Raw genomic sequence first — 24,209 nt, 5'->3', positions numbered from 1 at the left:
AGCAGCACGTGGCGTTTCCTTGACAGCGGTGCTGGCCCAGGCGCGTGGAATATGGCCGTGGACGAAGCCATGGCCATGGAGGCCACGCAAGGGGTGACGACGCCCACCTTGCGCGTGTTTGCCTGGGCTCCGCCGTGTATCTCGCTGGGCTATCACCAGCGCGCGGAGGAGATCGACGTAGAACGGTGCTTGGCCGACGGCATAGGCCTGGTGCGCCGTCCCACGGGCGGGCGCGCCATCCTCCACGATGAGGAGCTCACCTACAGCGTGGTGATTCCAGCGGGCAGCCCTTGGTTCGGCGAGGAAGTTGCCCAGACGTATGAGCTGATTAGTTTGGCCCTCGTCGAAGGGCTGCACAGCCTCGGGGTGGCGGCCCGTTTTGAACGCGCGCAGCAGACGCAGGTGGATTACCGGCGTGCCGAGTTTTCCGTGCCGTGCTTCTCCAGCTCGGTGCGCAATGAAGTCCTGTGGCAGGGACGCAAGTTGGTGGGGAGCGCGCAGCGCCGTTACGAGGGGGCGTTGCTGCAACACGGCTCAATTCTCCTGGGCTCTGCACACCTGTGTCTGGTGGACTACTTAGCTGGGCTGGATGAGGAAAAGCGCGCACGCTATCGCGAATACCTGCGGCAGCGGACGGCGGCAGTGAGCGAAATCGCCGGCCGCACAGTGAGCTTTGCGGAGATGGCTGCAGCGCTTGCCAAAGGGTTCGCACGCGTTTTTGGTGTGAGTTTGTGTTCCGGCCAGCTCACGGAGAGGGAGAAGGCCAGGGCAAGAGAGCTCTTGGCCAAGTACCAGGACCCAACGCGGAGGTGACCATGCGCAAACTGTACGTGGCAGTACTCGTGGCGGGGGTGCTCTTCTTGGGGCCACACCTCCAGGCGCAGAACTTTTACGTCGGCCCGGACGACATTGACCAGGTGCTCAAACTGTTCAGCTCCTTCTCTGCCGGCGGCACCTTTCACACGGCCGACCTGCACAGCATTCTTGGGATCGATGTGGGCGTGCGCGGGGTGGCGGTGTTTGTGCCGGACAAGTACAAGCAACTGCGCGGCGGCCCGTTCGAGGATGTCAGCTTTGCCGGCTTGCCGTTTATCCACGCCAGCATCGGGCTGCCGTTCCGGCTGGAGGCCATGGGACGCTTTTTCCATTTCCCGTTGGGGGAGGAGCCAACGCGCGGCGGCGTGACCTTGGCGGGCGTCGGCCTCAAGTATGGCCTGCTGCAGGGCCCGCTGCTGCCGAAAGTGGCGCTGATGGCCTCCTACCACGCCTTCTTTGTGCCGGAGGAGTACAGCTTCGGCACGGTGAGCACCATGAGCGTCAAGGCTGTGGTGAGCAAGGGCGTGCCCTTTGTCACCTTCTACTCCGGCATCGGGGTGGACCGCACCTCCTTAGACCTGGACTACAACGGCATCACCGGGAGCTACAGCTCCACCAACGTGCACGGCAACGTGGGGGTGACCATCAAGCCGCTGCCGTTGCTCTATGCCAACATCGATTACATGTTCGCGGAGGCGTTCTCCGGGTTCAACGTCGGCGTGGGGGTGACGATCCGTTGACCGGCGGGGAGTGACCCGCATGGCCCGGAAGCGACTGGCCATTCTCGGCTCCACAGGCTCCATCGGCCGCAGTTGTTTGCAGGTGGTGGATGGCTTGGGGGACGAGTTTGTGGTGGCCTACTTGGCCACCCTCGATGACGCCGACATCGTGGCCGAGCAGGCCGTGAAGTACCACGCGCAGGCAGTGGCCATTGCCAGTGGGCGCTGCCCGGAGCAGGTGCGGCAGCAACTGCAGCAGCACGGCGTGGAGGTTTGGTTGGGGCCGGAAGCGACCATGCGGGTGGCAGCGGCTCCGGACTATGACCTGCTGGTGAACGCCGTGCTGGGGGCGGCAGGACTGCTGCCGACCTTGGCCGCCATCGACCAGGGCAAGAGCGTCGCGCTGGCCAACAAGGAGACCTTGGTGGCCGGGGGGGTGATCGTCATGCGGCGGGCTGCCGAGCGCCGGGTGCCCATCATCCCCATCGACAGCGAGCACAGCGCCCTCCTGCAGTGCCTGATGGGGGAGGACCGCAGCGCGGTGCGCCGGCTGATCCTCACGGCCTCCGGTGGGCCGTTCTTGGACTTGGATCCGGCCCTCTTCTCCCAGGTGACCGTGGAACAGGCGTTGGCGCACCCGAACTGGCGCATGGGCCCCAAAATCACCATCGACTCGGCGACGCTGATGAACAAGGGGCTGGAGGTAATCGAGGCGCACTGGCTTTTCGCCATGCCGGTGGCGAAGGTGGACGTGGTCATCCACCCGCAATCCATTGTGCACTCGTTGGTGGAGTTTGTGGACGGCTCGGTAAAGGCGCAACTGGGAGCGCCGGACATGCATCTACCCATCCAATTTGCCCTCACCTACCCGGAGCGCCGGCCGGGTTCGTGGCCCCGCCTTGACCTCACTCGCCACCAGCGCCTGGAATTCCGCCCGCCGGACTTGCAGCGGTTCCCATGTCTGAGTCTGGCCTACCAGGCGGCGCGCACCGGAGGGACGCTGCCGGCAGTGATGAACGCTGCCAACGAGGTGGCGGTGGCGATGTTCTTGGGGCGTAAGATTACCTTCGACCGCATCCCTCAGCTCATCGAGCAGACCATGGCAGCACACACGACCATCGCCGAGCCCAGTGTCGAGGACATCTTGGCCAGTGACGCCTGGGCGCGCGCCTACGTGGAGAGTCTTTGCCACCGGTAAGCAGTGCTGGCGCTGGCGCCGCTTTGCGAAGAAAGAGAAAGGTGCGATCAGAAGAATGGCGGTAAGAATCCTCACGACGGTTGTCTCGTTCATCTTTGTCTTCGGCATACTCGTCTTTGTGCACGAGTTCGGCCACTACCTTGCGGCGCGCCTGGCCCGCATTCGTGTTGAACGGTTCTACTTGGGTTTCGACCTGTTCGGCTTGCGCCTGCTCCGCTTGCAGCGCAAGGGGACCGAGTACGGCATCGGCCTGCTGCCGGTGGGCGGCTACGTCAAGATGGCCGGGTTTATCGACGAGAGCTTGGACGCAAAAGCCACCGGCGCGCCGGACGAATTCATGTCCAAGAACACCTGGCAGAAGATGTACGTGCTCTGCGCCGGCGTGCTCATGAATCTCATCTTCGGCTTTTTGGTCTACACGGTGCTTTCTTTTGGCGTGCGGGTGCCGCAGAGGCCGGAAGGCGTGGATTCCCGCTCGCTGCCCCCGGTGGTCGGCGAGGTCATCCCTGGCATGCCGGCAGCATTAGCAGGGATGGCACCTGGGGCTGAGATAGTGGCGGTGGACCAGGTGCCGGTCTCCTCCTGGGGCGAGCTTACGGCGCGCGTGCACCGCGCTGCAGGGCGGCCTCTGCTTGTCACCTGGCGGCAGGGCGACTCGCTCATCACGCGCACCGTGGTGCCGAGAAGCTCGTGGGCTCTCGAGGGGTGGTCGCTGCGTCCCTTGGGGCTCATCGGCATCGGGCCGCATATTGCGCAGGAGGTGGTCGGTCCCTCGCGGCGCGTCAAGCCGTGGGAGGCCGTGGCCATCGGCTTTGCCCAGACCAGCTACGCCTTCCGCATGACCTTCGCCAGCGTGAAGGGGCTGGTCACGGCCCAGGTCTCTTGCAGTGAGGTGGCAGGACCTTTGGGCATCGCGCGCATCTCGGCCAGCTCTGGGCAGCGGGTGGCGGAGGCAGTGCGCCAGCGGCGCGGAGTGGCCGAAGCTGCGGGACAGCTCTTGTCGCTGGTGGCCCTGTTCAGCGTGACCCTGGCGCTCATCAACATCCTGCCGGTGCCGGCCCTGGATGGCGGCCACCTGGTGGTGGTGATCGTCGAGGGAATCCGCCGCAAGCCACTGCCGGTGAAGGTGCGCATGGTGATCCAATGGATCGGCATGGTGCTCATTTTCGCCTGCTTCTTGTTGCTCACCTACAACGACGTGATGCGCAAGATGCCGTGAGATGGGCGCCCGGGCGGGGACGGAAGGCGTTGTCCTGCCAGGCGCGCGACCATGGGCGTCCGCCCAGGGCGTTAAAATCGCAAGAACAGCTTGACGACGAGTGGCTTTTTTGGTAATTTTGACCGGTGGCGGGAGTCGGCCGGATGAGGTGGGATCACTTCTGGGAGAAAGGGGGCGCAGGCTGCCCCGGAGGCAGAAGGACTGGACCAAGCGGAGGGCCGATATGAGGTTGGCAGAGCGGATGAGCAGACTGGGTACGGAAACAGCCTTCGAGGTATTGGCGAAAGCAAAGGCCCTGGAAGCGGCAGGCAAGAAGATTATCCATCTGGAGATCGGCGAGCCGGACTTTGACACGCCAGAGCACATCAAGGAGGCGGCCATCAAGGCGCTGCGCGATGGCAAGACTGGCTACTGCCCTGCGGCGGGCATCAAGGAGCTCCGCGAGGCCATCGCTGCCGATGTGGGGGCACGGCGCGGCCTTTCTGTCTCCCCGGAAGAGGTGGTGGTCACCCCAGGGGCTAAGCCGATCATGTACTTCGTCATCACCGCCCTGGTCGATCCCGGTGACGAGGTGCTCTATCCGAACCCCGGGTTTCCCATCTACGAGTCGGTGATCGAGTTCACGGGCGGCAAGGCAGTGCCGATCCCGTTGCGCGAGGAGCGCAACTTTAGCTTCGATGTGGATGAGTTTCGCTCCTTAGTGAGTGACAAGACCAAGCTCATCATCCTCAATTCGCCACAGAACCCCACCGGCGGCGTGTTGAGCCGGCAGGACCTGGAGGTGATCGCCGAGGTGGCCATGGCCCGCGACATCTGTGTCCTGTCGGACGAAGTGTACAGCAACATCCTCTACGAGGGCAGCTTCGTGAGTATCGCCACGCTGCCGGGGATGCGCGAGCGGACGGTGATTTTGGACGGCCTGTCCAAGACCTACGCCATGACCGGCTGGCGATTGGGCTACGGGGTGATGCCCCGGGAGCTGGCGCGGCACGTGGAGCGCCTGACGATCAACACGGTCTCCTGTACCTCGCACTTTAGCCAGTACGGGGCGATTGCGGCCATCAACGGGCCGCAGGAGCCGGTGGCAGCCATGGTGGCCGAATTACGCCGCCGCCGTGACTACATCGTCGAGGCGCTCAACAAGATCAAAGGGGTGAGGTGTGTGAAGCCGCAAGGGGCATTCTACGCCTTCCCGAACATCACGGGCACCGGGTTCAGCTCCAAGGAACTGGAGCGGCGCCTGTTGGAGGAGGCGGGCGTGGCGACTCTTTCCGGCACAGCCTTTGGCAAATACGGCGATGGCTACCTGCGGCTGTCCTATGCCAACTCGCTGGAGAATATCAAGACGGCTCTGGAGCGCTTTGCCGCCCTGGTCTCATGAGCGCGCCGTCGTAGGCTCTTGGCAAGATGCGTGATCAGTGGTGGAACAGAAAGGACTGAGCGGGAATGGAGCCGAAGAAGACTGGCCTTTACGAGGTGCACAAGCGACTGAACGCCAAGTTGGTGCCGTTCGCCGGCTACTGGATGCCCATCCAGTACACGAGCATCGTGAGCGAGCATCGGCGCGTGCGCACCACCGTGGGCGTGTTCGACGTGTCACACATGGGGGAATTCATCATCCGCGGCCCAAAGGCGCTGGAGTTCCTGGAGCGCATGACCATCAACCAGGTGAGCGCCCTTGAGATCAACCGCCTGCAGTACTCGGCCATGTGCTACCCAGACGGCGGCATCGTCGACGACCTGTTGGTCTACCGCCTGCCTGAGCATTACATGATGGTGGTGAACGCCTCCAATCTGGAGAAGGATTTCGCCTGGCTCCTGGACCACCTGATCAAGGACGTGAGCTTAGAGAACGTCAGCGACGAGACCACGCTGTTGGCGGTGCAGGGGCGCTACGCCCAGGCCACCCTGCAAAAGTTGACGAGCCTGGACCTGAGCAAGATCAAGTACTACTGGTCACAGCGGGGCCGGCTGGCCGGAGTGGACATGCTCATCTCGCGCACCGGGTACACGGGCGAAGACGGCTTCGAGATCGGCTTCGACCGCCGCTACTCCGAGCAGGTCTGGGAGGCGGTCATGGAGGCCGGCAAGGAGTACCAGATCGAGCCGATAGGGCTGGGGGCGCGAGATAGCCTGCGCCTGGAGATGAAGTACTGCCTGTACGGCAACGACATCGACCAGACCACTAACCCGCTGGAGGTAGGCTTGGGGTGGATTACCAAGCTGCAGAAGGGCGACTTTATCGGCCGCGAAGCGCTGCTGCGGGTCAAGGAGCAGGGCCTGCGGCGCAAATTGGTCGGCTTCGAGATGGTGGAGAAGGCCATCCCGCGCCCCGGCTACCCCATTGTCAAGGATGGCAAGCAGGTGGGGCACGTGACCAGCGGCACCTTCTCGCCAAGCTTGGACAAAGGAATCGGCATGGGCTATGTGCCCACTGAGCTGGCGGAGGTGGGGAGCATCTTTGCCGTACAGATCCGGGGCCAGGAAGTGCCGGCGGTGGTGGTGCAGACGCCGTTCTACAAGAGACCGTATTGAGGGGAAACAGTGAAGGTTGACGTCTGTCTTGTGCCCGGGGAGCTCAATTACTGCCAGGTGGCGAATCGAGCGGTGGTGGTGATCGACGTGCTGCGCGCCAGCACGACCATCGTTACGGCGCTGGCGCATGGCTGTCGAGCGATAATCCCAGTGGAGGAGGTAGAGCAAGCCAAGCGCATCGCCGCCACCATCGGCGACCAGCACGTGCTGCTGGGCGGAGAGCGCGGCGGCGTGCGCATCGATGGTTTTGCGCTGGGCAATTCGCCGCGGGAGTACCGTGGCGCCAACCTGCGGGACAGCACCGTGGTGTTTACCACCACCAACGGCTCGCGCCTGTTTCGCATGGTGCAAAATGGTGCGCCGGTGCTGGTGGGAGCACTGGTCAATGCCGGGGCGGTGGCGCAGGCCTTGGTACAGGAAGGAGGCGACGCCGTGCTGGTCTGTGCTGGCCGGGAAGGACGTTTTTCTGCGGAGGACTGCTTCTGCGCCGGGCTGCTTTTGCATCGCCTGCGGCAGCTCTTGCCCGGCCAGGTGGAGCTCAGCGACGCGGCGCAGGCGACGGGACGCTTCTTTTCGGCGCGGCAAAGCGCGCTGAAGGTGCTGCAAGGGGGCGAGCACGGCCGTTTCCTGGCGACCATCGGCTTTGGGCAGGACATCCCCGTCTGCGCGGAGGTGGACGCCTACCAGATCGTGCCCCAATATGCGGACGGGGTCATTCGGACGCGCCGGCGGTAGAGCAGGCGGGTCTCTGGAGGCGCAGAATTCGGAGAGCGACAACCGCAATGGGCGTGAATAGGCAGCCCCTGCACTTCTGGCCTGAAGCATGCCGTGGCCAGTTGGCAGAGCGCGAAGGGAGGCCCCTTTCGCGGCCTCTGTGCGCATGGAGCGCGGCGAGGGAGCTGGTGAGTTACTCGGCCTCGGCCCCCGTGCGCTTGTCGCCGATGAGACGAGTAAGCGCGGAGGGGAGGAGCAGTCGTCCCAGAAGGCGATTGACAGAGCAGCGACCCCAGTGGCGGGCGGAGGACCTGTGGAGGCCTTGCGGCGGTAAGGCTCTGCACAAGCCTTCTTGCCTTTTCAGTCAAAGGCAGTGGCGGTAGAAGCCATGGTCACAGCAGGCAGAATGCACAGCGGGCGGGCCGCCATCGACTTTTCCCTGTACGGCATCATCGACTGTGGCTGGCTGCGTGGCCGCGAGATAGCCGCAGTGGTTGAGGCAGCCATCGCCGGCGGGGTTACCGTGGTGCAGTACCGGGACAAGGTGTCCTCGGGGCGGCTCTTTTATGAGAATGCCCTGGCGGCGCAGCGGGTCTGTGCGGCGCATGGTGTGCCGTTTCTCGTCAACGACCGACTGGACATAGCCATGGCGGTGTATGCCGACGGGGTGCACGTGGGGCAGGAAGACCTGCCGGTGGCGGTGGTGCGTCGCGTGGCCGGCCCGGAAATGCTCATCGGCGCCTCTGCCGGTACGGTGGCGGAGGCATTGGCGGCAGAGGCAGAAGGGGCTGACTACGTGGGCGTGGGAGCCATCTTTCCCACGGCGACCAAGCCCGATGCTGACCTCTCCTCGCTGCAGCGGTTGCGGGAAATCTGTCAGCGGGTGCGGTGCCCGGTGGTGGCCATCGGTGGCATTACCGCACAGCGCGTGGCGGAGGTCATGGCGGCGGGCGCGCACGGGGTGGCGGTCATCTCGGCGCTCATGGACGGCGATGTGCAGGCCAACGCCCGCCTGCTCAGGGAGAGCATCAGGCGCTGCAAGGAGGTGGATCGGCGGTGAAAGTCAGGGAGCGCGACATGCGGGTGGTCAAGCGCCCGCGGCCGGAGGAGACGGTGGTGGCCATGCGCCGCAGGGAAATCCTGGGCGTGATGCTCATCTACTTGGCGGTCATGCTCCTGTTGGCCTTGATCTCTTATCACCCCAATGAGCGCCCGGGCCAGGTGAGCTTTGGCTCGGCGCGCAACTTGCTCGGGTTGGCTGGGGCGTACATTTCCTACTTTCTCTTCCGCTACACCATTGGCTACCCGTCGATGGTGGTGCCGCTGCTCTGTGCGCTGTGGGGATGGGTGCTGCTCCGCGACGGCTCCCGCGCCACGGCCAGGCGCTGGAGCATGCACATGGTCGCCTTAGCCTTCTACGCGGCAATCCTGCTCGCCCTTCCCCAGGTGGCCATACACGACGGCGACTTTCGCGCCAGCGAACTGGCCGGTACCTTGGGCCTGCTCCTGGCCCGCCTGATCGTTGGGGTATTCGGCCTCACCGGCTGTGTCATTCTGCTCATCGCCCTGATGATGCTCATGGTGATCTCCGCCACGCAGGTGAGCATAGGCAGTACCTTGTCGCGGTTGGGCGACAAGGTGAGGGGGTGGTGGCAGTCATTCAGGAAACGTCGTCTCGTCGCTCGTCAGGATGCGAAGACGCGCACCCGGCAAGAGGAGCTGGTCAGGGGGGCGCTGCAGGTGGCCTCCGCTGCGCGGCCAGTCACCCAGCAGGCGCCGGCGGTAGAAGCCGAACCGTCTCCTTTAGGGCCGGCGCAGTTGGAGCTGGCGATGGCCAGGGCGCAGGCCCGCCCCGGAATGCAGCCACCGCCCGCGCCACAGCCTGAGGAGGAGGAACGCGAGTACCAGTTCCCGAGCCCCGAGCTCCTGGACGCACCTCCTGACCGCGAGGTGTTGCTCACCCGTGAGGAGCTGTTGGAGGACGCGCGCCTTCTGGAGACCCGGTTGCGTGAGTTCGGCGTGCGCGGGCGCGTGGTGGAGATCAACCCCGGCCCGGTGATCACCCGCTACGAGGTGGAGCCGGCCGTAGGGGTGAAGGTCAGCCAGTTCACCAGCCTTGCCGATGACCTGGCCTTAGTGCTGCGCGCGCGCCGCATCCGCATTGTCGCGCCCATCCCAGGCAAGGCGGCCGTGGGCATCGAAATCCCCAACCCCAGGCCGGCCACGGTCTACTTGCGCGAAGTCATCGATTCGCCGCAGTTCCAGGAGGCGGAATCGGTGCTCACCATGGCCATGGGCAAGACCATCTCCGGCGAGATCTTCACCGCCGATCTGACCACCATGCCGCACCTGCTCATCGGCGGCTCCACCGGTTCCGGAAAAAGCGTATGCCTGAATACCATCATCGCCAGCATCCTGTTCAAGGCGCACCCGTCGCAGGTGCAGTTGGTGCTGGTAGACCCCAAGCGCTTGGAGCTGAGCGCCTACGCGCGTCTCAAGGAGCACCACGTCACCTATTTGGAGGGTCTGGATGAGACGGTGGTGACCAACGCCGCCAACACCATCGCCGTGCTGCGCAGCTTGGAGGTGGAGATGGAGCGCCGCTACCGGGTGCTCAACGAGGCCGGGGTGCGCAACATCGAGGAGTACAACCAGAAGGTGAGCAGGCGTCAGATCAAGGGAAAGGAGGGGCAGCCGGCCCGTCCGCTGCAGTATGTGGTACTGATCATCGATGAGCTTGCCGACCTGATGCTCACCGCAGCGCGCGAGGTGGAGGAGCCCATCGCCCGCCTGACGCAGATGAGCCGCGCCGTGGGCATTCACCTCATCGTGGCCACGCAGCGGCCGTCGGTGGATGTGATTACCGGGGTCATCAAGGCGAACTTTCCGGCGCGCATCGCCTTCCAGGTGGCCTCCAAGGTGGACTCGCGCACGATTATCGACCAGAACGGCGCGGAGCAGTTGCTTGGGCGCGGCGACATGCTCTTCTTGCCGGCGGCCTCTCCCGAGCCTATTCGCTTGCACAACGCCTACATCTCCACCGAGGAGATTTCGCGGCTCATCGATCACATCCAGCGGCAGCCGAAAGTGGTGCCCAAGTTCGTGCTGCCGGCCTGGCTGGAGGAGCAGGTGCCGGGAGTCGCCTACCGCGGCGACCGGGAGCGGGACCCCCTGTTTACGGAGGCGGCGCGCATCGTGGTCACCCACCAGCAGGGCTCGGTCTCCATTCTGCAGCGGCGACTGAAAGTGGGGTATTCGCGGGCGGCACGGCTCATCGATGAGTTGGAGGCGGCCGGCATCGTCGGGCCGTTCGAAGGGGCGAAGGCCCGCGAGGTGTTAGTGGACGAAGACGGCTTGGCGGAGATGGGGTTGCTTTAGAAAACTTGCCGGAGGCAGAGCACAATGTTCAGGCGGCTTTACGAAATGGCGGTAGCGGTGCTCGTGGCGACGAGTAGTTTGTCCTTGCCGGCAGAGGCGCAGCAGCTGGACGGGCAGGCGGTGGTGCGCAAGGTGAGGGCGACCTTCGAGTCCCTGAAGAGCATGCGCGCGCGCTTTACGCAGATCTTCGAGTGGAAGCTGGTGGGCGAGAGCCAGAAGACCTCCGGCTCGCTGGCTGCGGCCAAGGGCGACTGCTATCGCATCGAGACCGATGACCAGCTCATCGTCACCGACGGCAAGACGGTGTGGAACTACAGCAAGGCCAACAAGCAGGTCATCATCGACGAACTGGGCAAGACGGCGGACGCGCCGCTGATGCGCGACCTCATGCTGCGCTACGCCGAAGGCTACACGGCGGTGCTGAAAGGCCAGGAGGCCATCGGCGGCAGCGACTGCTACGTGGTGGAGCTGCGCCCGAAAGGGGAGGAGTTCATCACCGCCGTGACCCTCTGGGTGGATGGCAAGCTGTGGATTCCGCTGCGCGTGCGGCAGATGGATGTGAATGACAACGTGAACCTCTATGAGCTGCAGGACGTGGAGTTGAATGTGACTCTGGCTGGGTCGCTGTTCACCTTTCAGCCGCCGGCCGAGGCGGAGGTGATTGATATGAGGTGAGCGGGGGGCAACCGAGCGGTCGTGGTGGGCGAACCTCCCGGAGGTTTTGAGGGTGCGGGTTTGCGATCGTGACATTTCCGTAACCGCACAAAAAATTACTTGACTTTTTCCAGCGCCTTTCGTATATTGCGCTTGACTTTCACAAGCGGGTGCGCCTGCGGGACAGGCACCGCGGCTCCTCCTGGCAGGGGGATCCCCTGACCAACAACGTGAGAGTACCCCAGGCTGCGCCCGTGGGCGCGAGGCCAAAGAGGCCGTTTCGTACCTCGCGCAAGTGGCAATGAGCGAGCGGGGGAACGGGGACTTTGCTTTCTCCCTTGAGGGAAACGGGGCGCCAAGGGAACTCGGGGATGTGGGCAGGGGTGGCTCTCGATTTCGTAACGCTACTGGCTGCACCGAGCAAGGGGCCTGAGATGAGCCTCAGAGGTGCCGTCAAGAGGCGGTTGCAACCCCGGCCTGGTCTGCGGGCGGCGCTCATCATGGTGCTCGTGGCGGCGGCAGGGGTGAGCGCCGGCTGCGGCATCTCCACCGGTGCGCCACTCGCCTTGGGAGCAGCGGTGCTCTTTGCCGCCTGCGCGCTGGCGGTGGCAACCATACATTGAGCCCCTGTGGTTGCCGCGCTGCAAAGGGGGTTGCTCAGAGAACAGGGGAGTGCTCTGGTGCACCTGACCACAGTCTCTTCTCAGGTGCCCGGATCGTTCCGCTACTGTCCGCTGCAGCCCTGGACAGGGTGATGCGGACAAATCTTCACGCTCTTCTTCAGGGGGGAGGGACCTCAAGAGCACAACAGGGTTGGATGGGTTGCGGTGAGACGGGAGGCGCAGGGTGCCCTGAGGCGCCTGGCACGGTCAACGTTTTCGTCGGAGTGGCGTTCTCTGGTCGCCACCGACCTTTGGCTCTGGAGTAGCGACCGCTGTGAAGCTGACGATCCGGTAGAGGCAGATGACGATGACGGTACGATCGCGGATCAGCAGAGGGGAGCAGACGAGCCGACGCAGGCTCGCTGTTCCTGCTTGGCCAGGGGAAAGGCTGGGGTACGGCCAGGTGCAGTGCGCGCGCACTCCGTCTACCGCGCACGGCCACACCGCAACGCCCTGCAGCAGCGACGATGAGGGGGAGCCGCACACCAACTTTTTCCGCAAGGGCAGCGCGAGCGCCTCTCCAGGCAACGATAAACCGCTCAGCCGCCTGCCAGTGCTCCTTTCTCACCAGAAGACAATTTCTTGCGGCCGTACGCACACCCGCACGCTACCGCATGTCCGCGATTGCGGCAAGGCTCCACACCGTGCGACCGCTCCTACCCTGCGCTGGGCGGGAGCGCTCCGGCCTGGCGTGATGGCTGAGACGGCGAGCTGCTATGAGCTCATCGTCGCGCAGCAAGAGAGCGGGCGGCAAGAGGCGCAAGCTTTGGGCGTGGTGGCGAGACGCGGAGCGCCCAGCTGTCGCAAGGGCGGAGGCCGGAACGGCACGGCGCGAAACGCTGCACGAGCCAGGGAGCCGTGGCCGGATGGCATTGCGGTGAGAGTGATCGGCACAAGATGGGGGCGCAAGAGGGAGATGGCACGGTGATGATGACGAGACATGGAACATTCCATGCTTTGGCGTGCGGCGTCCTGCTCCTGTGGGCGGGTCTTGCGCTGGCCCAGCAGACCACCGGTGGCCTTGCTGCGCCCCAGGCGGCCCGCTACTTCTTGGGCAGGGAGGACGAAATCCTCATGCAGGTGAACGTGTGGGGATTTGTCCGGCAGCCGGGACAGTACATGGTCCCCTACGATACCGACCTCATCAGCCTCCTCTCCTACGCGGGCGGGCCACGGGAAGAGGCGAAGATCAAGAGCGTCAAGGTAATTCGCGCAAGCAGCGGCGAGGGCGGGGCTCCGCAGGTCATCGAGGTGGACGTGAAAAAGTTTCTCAAATCGGCTGACGCGTCCATGATCCCCAGGCTGAAGCCGGGCGACACCGTGGTGGTCTCGGGCACCACTTTCCATTTCGTCAGCAAATTCTTCGAATTCGTCTGGCGCATCGCCCTGGTGGTGCAGATCGTGTTCATGGCCGACTATTACAGCCGGCAGGCGCGACGTTAGCAGTCCTGCAGTGAGGTTCTTACCATGCAAGAGCCTATCCAACGACAGGTGTCCCTGAAGGACTATATGCGCGTCCTTTATCGGGCGCGGTGGATCATCCTCATCTGCTTTCTGGCGGTCGTGGGGTCCACTGCTTTCTTCACCTTCCGGGCGGAACCCATCTACCAGGGCACGGCCAAGCTCATGATCCAGGATGAGGGCGGCGTCGGCAGGATGGTGTTCGACGTCACCGGCTACATGAAGAAAGAGACCATGATCAACAACCAGGTGGAGATCTTGAAGAGCCGGTCGGTGGCGGAGAGGGTGGTGCAGAGCTTGGAGGCCTCGCCGCACGCAGCGACGCTGCGCATCTTAGGCAACGAGCCAGAGAACGGCGAGAAGCGCGGGGGAGGGCGGCTGGGGATCTTCGGCTCTAAGAAGGTGCTCTCTCCTGAGGAGGAGGCGCGCGCCCGGCGCGAGGCGGCCATCAAGGCGATCCGCACGAGCATCAAGGTGACGCCGGTGCGCAGCAGCGACATGATTAACCTCTCTTTCGAGGCGCCCTCCGCCTTTGAGGCGGCCTTTGTCACCAACACCATTGCCGACGAGTTCAAGAAGTTCAACCAGGCGCAGAGCCAGGCCGAGGTGCGCCAGGTGAAGCAGTTCTTGGAGGAGCAGTTGGGGCTCATTCAGGAACAGCTCAGCCGCTCCGAAGAGGCGCTGCGTGCCTACAAGGAGCGCGAGCGGGTGGTGGCCCTGGATAAGGAAACGGAAGAGCTGGTGCGCAAGGCCGCACAGTTCGAGTCTATGCTTAAGGAAGCGCAGACGGCTCTTGCCGAAAACAAGGAGCGGCTCAAGTTCATCGACGAGCAGTTGGAGAAGAGTCGCCAGCACTTTGACATCGACGCGGTGTCGGCCAGCCCTTACCTGCAGGAGATCAAGCGGCAGTTGGCGGAGAAAGAGGCCAGCCTGGCCGTGTTCATGGCGCAGTTGGTGGAGGTAGGCGCCTTGGAGGAAAAGCGCAGCGACATCCTGTTGCGGCAGAAGCAGATCGAGGCCCTCAAGGACAAGTTCAAGGAGGAGGTCACGCGCCTGGCCGCCTCCGAGATGCTCGACCCCATGAGCGTGTCCACCGCCCTTTTCCAGCGCAAGATCGAAGTGGAGACCGAGCTGCAGTCGCTGCAGCCGCGCGTGGAGGCGTTGCAGGGGATCGTCAACCGCTTCAACCGCGAGATGGAGGCTCTGCCGGAGAAAGCCTTGGAGTTAGCTCGCCTGCAGCGCGCCGCCCAGGTGGACGAAAAGCTCTATGTCATGCTGCAGGAAAAGTACCAGGAGTCGCGCATCACCGAGGTGGGGCAATTGGGCAACGTGACCGTGATCGACCGGGCGGAGGTGCCGTTAGCGCCGGTAAAGCCCAAGAAGCAGCTGAACCTTATGCTCGGGGCGATCATCGGGCTGATGCTCGGCTTGGGCTTTGCCTTTGTGATGGAGTACATGGATACCTCGGTGCGCAGCATTGAGGACGTGGAGGCGCTGGGCCTGAACCTGATGGGCACCATTCCGGTGATCCGTGCCACGCAGCGGGACGGGCGCCCGGAAGAGGGGCCGGGCCAACGCTTAGACGACGAGACACGGCTGATCGAGGCGCGCCTGGTCACGCATCTCCGCCCCAAGTCGCCGGTGGCCGAGTCCTATCGCAGCCTGCGCACCAGCATCCAGTTCGCGCGCAGCGACACGCCGGTGCGCACCATTCTGGTCACCAGCGCCGGACCCAAGGAGGGGAAGTCCACCACCGTGGCTAACTTGGCCATCACCATGGCGCAGCTCAACACGCGCACGGTGCTGGTGGATGCCGACCTGCGGCGGCCGGTGCTGCACAAGCTGTTCGGCCTGCGCCGCGACATGGGCCTGACCAATCTGCTCGTGGGCAAAGCGACCCTGGACGAGGTGCTGCAGAGCACGGCGGTGGACAACCTGAGCGTGGTGCCGGCCGGAGTACTGCCGCCCAACCCGTCTGAGCTGCTCGGCTCGCAGCAGATGCAGGCCTGCATGGAACAGTTCCGCCAGCGCTTTGATGTGGTGCTGTTCGACAGTCCCCCGGTGATCGCGGTGACGGACGCGTCGCTCTTGGGGCGTTTGGTCGACGGCGTGCTGCTGGTGGTCAACTCCGGGAGCACCAACCGCGAGGCCTTGCTGCGCGCCAAGGAGGTGTTGGACCAGGTGCACGCACCGGTGTTGGGCGTGTTGCTCAACAAGATCACTGCAACCAACATGTACGGCAGCTATTATTACTATTACTACTACCGCTATTACTACTACGGCGACGGGGAGAAGAAGGAGGAAAAGGTGAAGAAGCGCAGGCATCGCGGCAGCGAGGTCGCGTAAGCCTGCCGCATAGGTGAGCAAGCTGCGTGGGAAGCGGGGCGCGCCACAGGTGAGGAGAGGCAGGTCGGGTCGGTCGGGGAGTTGCGCTTCCCACGCCAACTGAGCGCCCCTGGGAGGGGATGAGGTGATGTGGAGATTGTTCCACGCATGCCCGGCGTGAGCATGCCGGTGTGCCGCGGGCAGTGCGCGTGCCTTGTTCTGCAGGGAGAGTGGCTCTCTGTAAGTGACAGGGCGGTAGCACGCCCGGAGAAGGGGGAAGCTCTGATGATTAACCAGACAGACCCCTACTGGTACGCATTTGTGACCCGACCGCGCCACGAAAAGCGCGTGGAGAAACAGCTGCGCGGCAACGGCGTCGAGTGCTACCTGCCCCTGCATCGCACCCTGCACCAGTGGAAGGACCGGCGCAAATACGTGGAGGTGCCGCTCTTTTCCTGTTACATCTTTGCCCACATCTCTTACTTCAAACGCTACGACGTGCTCAGCGTGCCGGGCGTGGTGCGCATCGTGTCCATCGGTAACCAGCCTACCCCTGTGCGCGATGAAGAGATCGAGGCGGTGCGCACCCTGCTTGCCAGCAAGACGAGCTTTGAGCTGAGCCAGGAGTTGCACTATGGCGACCGCGTGCGCATCGTCGAGGGGCCGCTGGCCGGCGTGGAAGGGGAGTTGGTGGACTTTCGCTGCGGGCAGAAGGTGGCGCTCAACGTGGGGGTGACCGGCCAGTCGCTGCTGGTGGAGGTGGAGCAGGGCAAGTTGGTGCGGGTGGCCGCCTGCCAAGGGGGCGAAAAGTCCGCCGCCAAGTGGGCCGCACGCTGGCGCGCCATGGGGCTCCCCCTGCGGGGCTAAGGAGGAAAGGGTGGCGTTCTATTTGGTCACCGGCGGGGGCGGATTCATCGGCTCGCATTTGGTGGAAGAGCTGCTGCGGCGCGGCGACCGGGTGCGCGTGCTGGACAACTTTGCCACCGGCAAACGCGAGAACCTCGCGGCGCTGCTTGCCATCCTGCGCGAGGAACAGCCGCAGGCGGATTTTGCCGGCCGCCTGGAGGTCATCGAAGGGGATGTGCGCAGCTACCACATCGTGCGCGAGGCGGCGGAAGGCGTGGACTTTGTCCTGCATCAGGCGGCGCTGCCGTCAGTGCCCAGGTCGGTTAAGGATCCCATCACCAGCAACGAAGTGAACGTGGTGGGCACGCTGAACATCCTCAACGCCGCCAAGGAGACTGGGGTGAGACGCATTGTCTACGCCTCTTCCTCGTCCATTTACGGCGACCTGGAGACGCTGCCCAAGACCGAGGACATGCTGCCCAAGCCGCTCTCCCCTTATGCGGTGTCCAAGTTAGCCGGAGAGAAATACTGCCAGGTCTTCACCCGGCTGTACGGTTTGGAGACCGTCTGCTTGCGCTACTTCAACGTGTTCGGGCCGCGCCAGGACCCGGCGTCGCAGTACTCGGCGGTGATCCCCAAGTTCATCAGGCTCATTGCCAAGGGGCAGCGGCCGACCGTGTACGGTGACGGCACGCAGTCGCGGGATTTCACCTACGTGGGCAATGTGGTGCAGGCGAATCTGTTGGCGTGCGAAGCCGGGGCTGAGGAGTGTTCCGGCGAGGTGTTCAACATCGCCTATGGCAGACGGGTGACCATCAACGGGTTGGTGCGCCTGCTCAATGAGCTGTTGGGGAAGAGTGTGGAGCCGGTCTACGCCGAACCGCGGCTTGGTGATGTGAAGCACTCGTTGGCCAATATCGGTAAGGCGCGACAGTATCTCGGCTACAACCCGGAGACTGACTTTGCCGAGGGACTGCGGCGCTGCATGGCGTTCTTCATGGGACAGGAACAGGTCGCAGAAGGAGAAGGAAAGGAAGCAGTGCATGGCTAATTTTGCGGTGGTGGGTGCTGGACGTTGGGGAAAGAATCATGTGCGGACGCTGCACGAGTCGGGCAAGCTGCGGGCAATCGTCGAGACCGACCCTGGGCGGCGCCAAGAGATGGCGGCGCTCTACCCGAAGGTGGCTGTGTACGCCAGCGTGCAGGAGTCGCTTGCGGCTGATGTGGACGGCTACGTGGTGGCCACACCGGCGGCGAGCCACTTTGCGGTGACTAAATTCCTGTTGGAGCAGGGCAAGCATGTGCTGGTGGAAAAGCCGTTGGCATTGAGTTCCAAGGACGCGGCAGAGCTGGCCGACCATGCCGACCGCAAGGGGTGCAAGCTGATGGTGGGACATGTGTTGCTCTACCATCCGGCGATTCGCAAGATAAAGGAACTGTTGGACCAGGGGCAGCTGGGCAAGCTGCAGTACATGTACAGCAACCGCCTCAACTTGGGCACGGTGCGCACCGAGGAGAATATCCTGTGGAGTTTTGCGCCGCATGACATCTCCATCTTCCAGTACTTTGTGGGCGCCATGCCGGAGGCGGTGGTGTGCGAAGGGGGGGTGTTCCTGCAGCCGGACGTGCACGACACCACCATGACCGTGCTCCGCTATCCGGAAAATGTGGTGGGACATATCTTCGTCAGCTGGTTGCATCCGTTCAAGGAGCACCGGCTGGTGGTGATCGGCTCCAAGGGGATGGTGTCCTTCGAGGACTCGAGTGCGCGCAAGGAGCTGCTCTTTTACGAGAAGGGGATCGACTGGGTGGCCGGCGAGCCGGTGACGCGCGAAGGGATGACGCGGGCCATCGACTATGAGAAGAAGATGCCACTCACCGAGGAGCTGCGCCACTTTGTGGAGTGCGTGGAGCAGGACAAGGTGCCGTTTACCGACGCGCGCGTCGGGGTGGAGGTATTGCGCATTTTGGAGATGGCGGAGGCGAGTCTGAAGAAGGTGGCGCCTCGGCCGCCGGCGCGGGAGTTTTACGCCCACGAGAGCGCGGTGGTGGACAAGGGGGCCAAGATCGGCAGGGGCACGAAGATCTGGCATAACTCGCAGGTGCAGGCCGGGGCGCAGATCGGCGAGAATTGCGTCATCGGCCACAACTGCTTTGTGGCGGGCAGGGCGGTGCTGGGCAATGGGGTCAAGTTAGAGTCCAATGTGGACGTGTGGGACCTGGTGACGCTGGAAGACTATGTGTTTGCCGGGCCGTCGGCGGTGTTCACGAACGACATCAATCCGCGCTCGCGTTATCCCAAGGCAAAGTACCCGCAGTACGGCAAGTGGGTGCCGACGTTGGTGAGGGAGGGCGCCTCTATCGGGGCGAACGCGACGATTGTCTGTGGGGTGACCATTGGCAGGCACGCGTTCATCGGTGCTGGGGCGGTGGTCACGCGCGACGTGCCGGATTATGGGTTGGTGGTGGGCTCGCCGGCGCGGCTGATCGGCTGGATGTGCGCGTGCGGCACGCGCCTGTCGCTGCCCAAAGAGGCGCCTGACGGTGCCGAGGCCCAGTGCCCCGCCTGTGCCCGCACCTACCGATTTACCTCGGGCTCCGTCGTGGAAGTCCCTCACGAATAGGGTGGGGAGGGGAAACAACAGGCGTGTACCTGCGTCCTTGGCGGGACTCGGCGTTCTTTGCGCGGATTCTCTCTCGCGAAGGCCGCCACGGTCGCCAAGGATTTTTGGTGGGTGGGGGGTGACAATAGAAGAGGCGTAGCGTTCTTTGCGGCACTTTGCGTCCTTGGCGTGAAACCCAAATGAAGCATTATGAGAAACTGCTGGCGGCGCTGGTGGCGGCGTGCAAGGAGGTCTACGGCGAGCGATTGGTGTCCGTGGCGGTCTTTGGCTCAGTGGGGCGAGGCACTGCGCGCCCAGACTCGGACATCGACCTGCTCATCGTCGCCAGCCCATTGCCGGACGGTCGGTTGGCGCGTGCGACCGAGTTCGAGGGAGTGGAGAGGCTGCTGCGCGCAGAGGTAGCAGCGCTGCACGAGGCAGGAGTGACCGCGGAACTTTCGCCCGTGTTCAAGACGCCGGAGGAGCTGGCGGCGGGCAGCCCACTGCTCTTGGACATGGTGGAGGATGCGCGCATCCTTTATGACAGGGGCAGGGTGTTGGAGGCGGCGCTTATGCGCCTGCGAGAGAGACTCCAGAAGCTCGGCGCGCGGCGCATCTGGCGCGGTGATGCCTGGTATTGGGACCTGAAGCCAGACTATCGGCCGGGCGAGGTATTCGAGCTGTGACCAACACGAGCTTGGCACAGGCCTACCTGACAAAGGCGCAAAAGCGCCTGCTGGCCCTGCGTGTGCTCCTGCAGCATGAGGCCTACTCGGACGTGGTGCGCGAGGCACAGGAAGTGGTGGAACTGGCGCTGAAGGGGATGCTGCGCCAGGCGGGTGTAGAGCCGCCCAAGTGGCATGACGTGGGCGCGCTGCTCGTGGAGCAGAGGGAGCGCTTTCCGGAGGAGGTGAGGCCCAGGGTGGAGGAGTTGGCACGCATCTCCAGCTGGCTGCGCAAGGAGCGGGAGTTCTCCTTCTACGGCGACGTGGATTTTGTGCCCACCGAGCGGTACTCGCGCCAGGATGCCGAGCGCGCCCTTGACGATGCCGAGCTGGTGGTGCAAGTTGCTTCGTTGGCCATCCCGAAATAGGTTTGCGGTTGTCCCCTCCTCATGGTTGCTGCTCTGGAGGGGGTGACAATAGAACAGGCGTAGCGTTCTTGGCGGCACTTTGCGCTCTTTGCGTGAAACCCGATGACAGAAAATGACATTGCGAGAGCAGTCCTGGATGCCGCGTTTGCGGTGCACACGAAACTCGGCCCAGGACTCTTCGAGACCGTCTACGAGGCGGCGCTGGCGCACGAGCTGCGCAGACGCGGCCTGCGCGTGGAACAGCAGAAAGACCTGCCCGTGCGCTATGACGACGTGCGCATCGACGTCGGCTTCCGCATGGACCTGCTGGTAGAGGACAAGGTGGTGGTGGAGCTCAAGTCGGTGGAGGAGGTGGCGCCGGTGCACAAGAAGCAACTGCTCACCTACCTGCGCCTGGCGGACAAACGCCTGGGCCTGCTCAGCAACTCAACAGCGCCCGCCTCAAAGAGGGCATCACGCGCATTGTCACTCAATTGCCCGAATGAGTATCCTTGCAAAGAGCGCCAAGATGTCGGCAAGAGCAAAGTGGGTTGGCAAGAGCGTCTTTATGGGGCGGTGGTGGGAACAATAGGAAAGTCATTGCGTCCTTTGCGAAACTTTGCGTGCTTTGTGTGACATCTTCCCTCGCCAGGGCCGCCACGGTCGCAAACGACTCCAAAGTTTTCCAGGCGGGGTTGGGGGGCAACAGTAAGAGCTGCATAGCGCTGTCGGCGGAGCTGTGCGTCCTTTGCGAGAATCGCCAATGAAAGTGGTGCTCGTCGCAGGGGCGCGGCCCAACTTTATGAAAGTGGCCCCCATCCTGAGGCGCCTGCGCGCCTACCCGGAGCACTTTGCCCCGGTGTTCGTCCACACCGGGCAGCACTACGACGCCGACATGTCCGACGTCTTCCTCGCCGACCTCGGCCTGCCGGAGCCGGACTACTACCTGGGCGTGGGCTCCGGCACGCATGCCGAACAGACCGCCGCGGTGCTGAAAGCCTTTGAACCGGTGGTGCTCGCCGAGCGGCCTGACCTAGTCATCGTCGTCGGGGACGTGAACTCCACCTTGGCTGCGGCCTTGGCGGGCGCCAAGCTCTGCGTGCCGGTGGCGCACGTGGAGGCTGGCCTGCGCTCCTTCGACCGCACCATGCCCGAGGAACTCAACCGCATCCTCACCGACCACCTGTGCGAGCTGCTCTTCACCACCTGTGAGGATGGCAACGGCAACCTGCGCGCCGAGGGCATTGGCGATGACAAGATTCACTTTGTCGGCAACACCATGGTGGAGTCGCTCTTGACCTTTCTGCCGCAGGCGGAAGGCTCGGCAATCGGCGAGAAGTTGCACGTCGGCCGCGGCGACTATTGCCTGGTGACCCTGCACCGGCCCTCCAACGTGGATGACCGCGATTCGCTGCGGGGCCTGTTCCGCGCGCTGCAGGAGATCGCCAAGGAGCTCAAGGTGATCTTTCCTGCGCACCCGCGCACGCAAAAGAGGCTGCGGCAGTTTGGGCTCTGGTCGCCCGCGGAGGGGCCCGGCAGCCTGGTGGTACTCGACCCGCTGGGCTACGTGGACTTTCTCTGCTTGGAGGCCAATGCGCGCCTGGTCATCACCGACTCTGGAGGCGTGCAGGAAGAGACGAGCATTCTCGGGGTACCGTGCCTCACGGTGCGCCAGAACACGGAGCGGCCGATTACCATCACCATGGGCACGAACGTACTGGTGGGGACGGACCCGGAGAGGCTGGTGGCAGAGGCCAAGCGCGTGCTGGCCGGGGACGGCAAGAGGGGGGGCGTGCCGCCGTTGTGGGACGAGCACGTGTCGGAGCGCATTGTGGCGGTGTTGATAGCATGGGGGGCAGGCGGCGATACGGACCGGCAGGCGACGCGCATGCCCGGGGCAGCAAGGGAGGCGTGAGGCGTGGGGCGAACCTCCGGGAGGTCTTGGCAGGCATGGCGAAGCGGCATATGGCCAGGCAGACCTGGTGGACCAACCTCCCGGAGGTTTGGAGGAGAGGTTAGGAGTTATGGCCAACCGGGCACGAGACTGGTACAGACAGGCCGAGCGGGATCTCCAGCAGGCAGAGGATTCCCGTGTTGCAGGACGGCATGAGTGGGCCTGTTTTGCCGCCCAGCAGGCCGCGGACAAGGCGGTGAAGGCACCGCACCTCCATGTGGGGCAGGAGGCATGGGGCCATGTGGTGGCAAAGCTCCTGAGCGCCTTGCCGGCGGAGGTCTCGGCCCCCAAAGAGCTGGTGGACAAAGCACGGGTGCTGGATTCCTTTTACATACCGCCGCGTTACCCGAACAGCTACCCGGAAGGTGCGCCGTTTGAACATTACGGTCCGCTGCAGAGCGAGCAGGCGATCGCCTATGCCGGTGAGATCCTTCAGTTCGTGCGTGCGCACATGGCCTGAGGTGGGGAGCGTCGATCGGGCCGTGCGGGGATGGGCGGAGGAGATGGCGAGGCAGCGCCCGGAGGTGGTGCGCATTGGCTACTTTGGCTCGTATGGGCGCGGCGACTGGGGCGTGGGGAGCGATGTAGACCTCATCGTGGTGGTACGGGAGTCGAAGGTGCCGTTGGTCGGCCGGGCTGCCGACTGGGACACGACGACGCTGCCGGTGCCGGCAGACGTGCTGGTGTACACGCAGGAGGAATGGTCCACACCCGGACTGCAGGAGCGTTTTGGCAAGGCGGCAGAAGAGGTCGTCTGGGTCTTGGAGAGGGCCTGAGGGGAGCTGGTTCGGCACTGACGCAACCTCCGGGAGGTTCTTGCGGGCATGGGGAAAGGGGCATATGGGCGAAGGAGACCTGGTAGGCCAACCTCCGGGAGGTTTGGAGGATTTGGGGGCGGGTGGATGCAAGGTCGCAGGATGATGTCGAGCGAACTGGAGCAGATTGCGGAGCGGCTGCGCCCTCGCGACACAGCGATCTTGGTTTGATGGTGATCATGGATACAGATGCACGGTTTTTGGATCGCTACGATGCCTTGCTTACGCCGATCGCCCGCGCGGTTGCGGAACGTGCCGTTGATTTGTTGATCTACACGCCGGAGGAGCTGCAGAACATCGCGCACCGTTCTTTCATCGCTGCGGCGTTGCGTGAAGCAGAGACGATTTATGAGCGTGAGCAAGAATCGCTATGAAGCAGAGCGTTGGCTGAGGACGGCAGAGGAAGACCTGCAGGCGGCAGAGACGTTGCTGGCGGCCGGTTGGTTCGCGCAGGCATGCTTTTGGGGGGAGTCTACCAGCCCTGGCAGCGGGGCCATTGGAGGCAAGGCAGCCTTAGAGGGTGAAAGCGACCACAGCGGTATAACCGTCTCCGTTTACGAACCCAAATTATGAATTGAGAATTAAAAATTAAGGATGAACACTGCGTTAAGGGAAGCTTGAGAAACCGAATATTGATTCTTAATTCTACATTCTTAATTCTTAATTTATCTTTGGGTGTTCCCCATGGAGAATATATCCTCGTGGCCCGAAAGGAGGGTTACGGCTGGAAGTATATCTACGATGTTGCCCTTAATAACTCTTCATTCATAATTCCCAATTTTTCATTGCTCCGGGAGGTGGAGGTGGGCGGAAATGTGACCCAGAACACAGTTTGGGAAGGCGACCGACATTATATAGTAACTTCGGATATAGTAGTTCCCACCGGGGTTACCTTGGCCATTGAGCCGGGAGCGGTCATCAGGTTTGATGGGTATTATAAGTTGAGGGTTGAAGGGAGGTTAATCTCGATCGGGGAAGAGAAGAGTATGATCGTCTTTACCTCGAATATGGAAAATCCCAAACAGGGTGATTGGAATAGAATCGAATTCAACCAGGCCGAAGGCGATAGCAAGCTGAGCTGGGCCAGGGTGGAGTGGGCAAACAGGGGGGTGGACTGTGAAGTTTCGTCCCCCTTATTGGAGCACGGGGTGATAAGGCATGCGGTAACTGGCCTGGTGGCCAATTCTGGTTCGGACCCCAGGATAGAGGGGAATTGGGTCTCGGATTGTGAAATAGGG

Annotated in this window: 24 protein-coding genes and 1 pseudogene; all 25 read left to right on the top strand. The window is 63.4% G+C overall.

All coding sequences use genetic code 11. The features are described from left to right. The first annotated feature begins 51 nt into the window (after nt 1-51). Nucleotides 52-813, top strand: coding sequence for a lipoate--protein ligase family protein (locus tag NUW13_05100; protein MCR4438403.1), 762 nt, complete (start codon nt 52-54; stop codon nt 811-813). A gap of 2 nt (nt 814-815) precedes the next feature. Next, complete coding sequence (locus NUW13_05095; GenBank protein MCR4438402.1) at nt 816-1,556, top strand: hypothetical protein; 741 nt, start codon at nt 816-818, stop codon at nt 1,554-1,556. Nucleotides 1,557-1,575: 19 nt separating this feature from the next. After that, complete coding sequence (locus tag NUW13_05090) at nt 1,576-2,733, top strand: 1-deoxy-D-xylulose-5-phosphate reductoisomerase (protein MCR4438401.1); 1,158 nt, start codon at nt 1,576-1,578, stop codon at nt 2,731-2,733. 55 nt (nt 2,734-2,788) lie between these two features. Continuing rightward, entirely contained in the window at nt 2,789-3,952 is a 1,164-nt protein-coding gene (locus NUW13_05085) for a site-2 protease family protein (protein ID MCR4438400.1), read from the top strand. A gap of 223 nt (nt 3,953-4,175) precedes the next feature. Beyond that, nucleotides 4,176-5,333, top strand: a complete 1,158-nt coding sequence (locus tag NUW13_05080; GenBank protein ID MCR4438399.1) for a pyridoxal phosphate-dependent aminotransferase — start codon at nt 4,176-4,178, stop codon at nt 5,331-5,333. A 65-nt stretch (nt 5,334-5,398) separates the two neighbouring features. Then, entirely contained in the window at nt 5,399-6,487 is a 1,089-nt protein-coding gene (gene gcvT, locus NUW13_05075) for a glycine cleavage system aminomethyltransferase GcvT (GenBank protein MCR4438398.1), read from the top strand. A 9-nt stretch (nt 6,488-6,496) separates the two neighbouring features. Next, nucleotides 6,497-7,222, top strand: a complete 726-nt coding sequence (locus NUW13_05070; GenBank protein ID MCR4438397.1) for a 2-phosphosulfolactate phosphatase — start codon at nt 6,497-6,499, stop codon at nt 7,220-7,222. A gap of 385 nt (nt 7,223-7,607) precedes the next feature. Next, nucleotides 7,608-8,261, top strand: a complete 654-nt coding sequence (gene thiE / locus NUW13_05065) for a thiamine phosphate synthase (protein MCR4438396.1) — start codon at nt 7,608-7,610, stop codon at nt 8,259-8,261. Beyond that, the gene (locus tag NUW13_05060; GenBank protein ID MCR4438395.1) at nt 8,258-10,579 is read left to right on the top strand and encodes a DNA translocase FtsK; all 2,322 of its coding nucleotides are present in this window, start codon (nt 8,258-8,260) and stop codon (nt 10,577-10,579) included. Before thiE ends, NUW13_05060 begins: the two co-directional genes overlap by 4 nt. Nucleotides 10,580-10,603: 24 nt before the next feature. Further along, a complete protein-coding gene (locus NUW13_05055) occupies nt 10,604-11,254 on the top strand; it encodes an outer membrane lipoprotein carrier protein LolA (GenBank protein MCR4438394.1) in 651 nt (216 codons plus the stop codon). Nucleotides 11,255-11,667: 413 nt separating this feature from the next. Next, nucleotides 11,668-11,856, top strand: coding sequence for a hypothetical protein (locus NUW13_05050; GenBank protein MCR4438393.1), 189 nt, complete (start codon nt 11,668-11,670; stop codon nt 11,854-11,856). A gap of 963 nt (nt 11,857-12,819) precedes the next feature. Beyond that, nucleotides 12,820-13,338 carry an SLBB domain-containing protein gene (locus tag NUW13_05045; GenBank protein MCR4438392.1) on the top strand — a complete coding sequence of 173 codons (519 nt, stop codon included), beginning with the start codon at nt 12,820-12,822 and terminating at the stop codon, nt 13,336-13,338. A gap of 24 nt (nt 13,339-13,362) precedes the next feature. Further along, nucleotides 13,363-15,702 carry a polysaccharide biosynthesis tyrosine autokinase gene (locus NUW13_05040; protein ID MCR4438391.1) on the top strand — a complete coding sequence of 780 codons (2,340 nt, stop codon included), beginning with the start codon at nt 13,363-13,365 and terminating at the stop codon, nt 15,700-15,702. A gap of 264 nt (nt 15,703-15,966) precedes the next feature. After that, on the top strand, nt 15,967-16,548 hold the full coding sequence (locus tag NUW13_05035; GenBank protein ID MCR4438390.1) for a UpxY family transcription antiterminator: 582 nt from the start codon (nt 15,967-15,969) through the stop codon (nt 16,546-16,548). Nucleotides 16,549-16,558: 10 nt separating this feature from the next. Continuing rightward, entirely contained in the window at nt 16,559-17,578 is a 1,020-nt protein-coding gene (locus tag NUW13_05030) for an SDR family oxidoreductase (GenBank protein MCR4438389.1), read from the top strand. Continuing rightward, entirely contained in the window at nt 17,571-19,151 is a 1,581-nt protein-coding gene (locus NUW13_05025; protein ID MCR4438388.1) for a Gfo/Idh/MocA family oxidoreductase, read from the top strand. Before NUW13_05030 ends, NUW13_05025 begins: the two co-directional genes overlap by 8 nt. A 179-nt stretch (nt 19,152-19,330) precedes the next feature. After that, nucleotides 19,331-19,816, top strand: coding sequence for a nucleotidyltransferase domain-containing protein (locus NUW13_05020; GenBank protein ID MCR4438387.1), 486 nt, complete (start codon nt 19,331-19,333; stop codon nt 19,814-19,816). Then, entirely contained in the window at nt 19,813-20,223 is a 411-nt protein-coding gene (locus NUW13_05015) for a HEPN domain-containing protein (protein MCR4438386.1), read from the top strand. Before NUW13_05020 ends, NUW13_05015 begins: the two co-directional genes overlap by 4 nt. A 102-nt stretch (nt 20,224-20,325) precedes the next feature. Next, a pseudogene (locus tag NUW13_05010) lies at nt 20,326-20,708 on the top strand (GxxExxY protein). Nucleotides 20,709-20,965: 257 nt separating this feature from the next. After that, nucleotides 20,966-22,117 carry a UDP-N-acetylglucosamine 2-epimerase (non-hydrolyzing) gene (gene wecB / locus NUW13_05005; protein MCR4438385.1) on the top strand — a complete coding sequence of 384 codons (1,152 nt, stop codon included), beginning with the start codon at nt 20,966-20,968 and terminating at the stop codon, nt 22,115-22,117. A 109-nt stretch (nt 22,118-22,226) separates the two neighbouring features. After that, entirely contained in the window at nt 22,227-22,616 is a 390-nt protein-coding gene (locus NUW13_05000) for a HEPN domain-containing protein (GenBank protein ID MCR4438384.1), read from the top strand. After that, the gene (locus NUW13_04995; protein MCR4438383.1) at nt 22,573-22,932 is read left to right on the top strand and encodes a nucleotidyltransferase domain-containing protein; all 360 of its coding nucleotides are present in this window, start codon (nt 22,573-22,575) and stop codon (nt 22,930-22,932) included. Before NUW13_05000 ends, NUW13_04995 begins: the two co-directional genes overlap by 44 nt. Before the next feature lie 122 nt (nt 22,933-23,054). Further along, nucleotides 23,055-23,345 carry a hypothetical protein gene (locus NUW13_04990; protein MCR4438382.1) on the top strand — a complete coding sequence of 97 codons (291 nt, stop codon included), beginning with the start codon at nt 23,055-23,057 and terminating at the stop codon, nt 23,343-23,345. Beyond that, on the top strand, nt 23,320-23,544 hold the full coding sequence (locus NUW13_04985; protein MCR4438381.1) for a HEPN domain-containing protein: 225 nt from the start codon (nt 23,320-23,322) through the stop codon (nt 23,542-23,544). Before NUW13_04990 ends, NUW13_04985 begins: the two co-directional genes overlap by 26 nt. A 128-nt stretch (nt 23,545-23,672) precedes the next feature. Continuing rightward, the coding region (locus tag NUW13_04980) for a hypothetical protein (GenBank protein ID MCR4438380.1) at nt 23,673-24,209 on the top strand (537 nt) is incomplete at its 3' end.

The organism is candidate division KSB1 bacterium, assembly GCA_024655945.1.
Taxonomy (GTDB): domain Bacteria; phylum Zhuqueibacterota; class Zhuqueibacteria; order JANLFK01; family Oleimicrobiaceae; genus Oleimicrobium.
The sequence above is the reverse complement of the archived record's forward strand: the minus strand, read 5'-3'. Positions and strand labels throughout refer to the sequence as shown.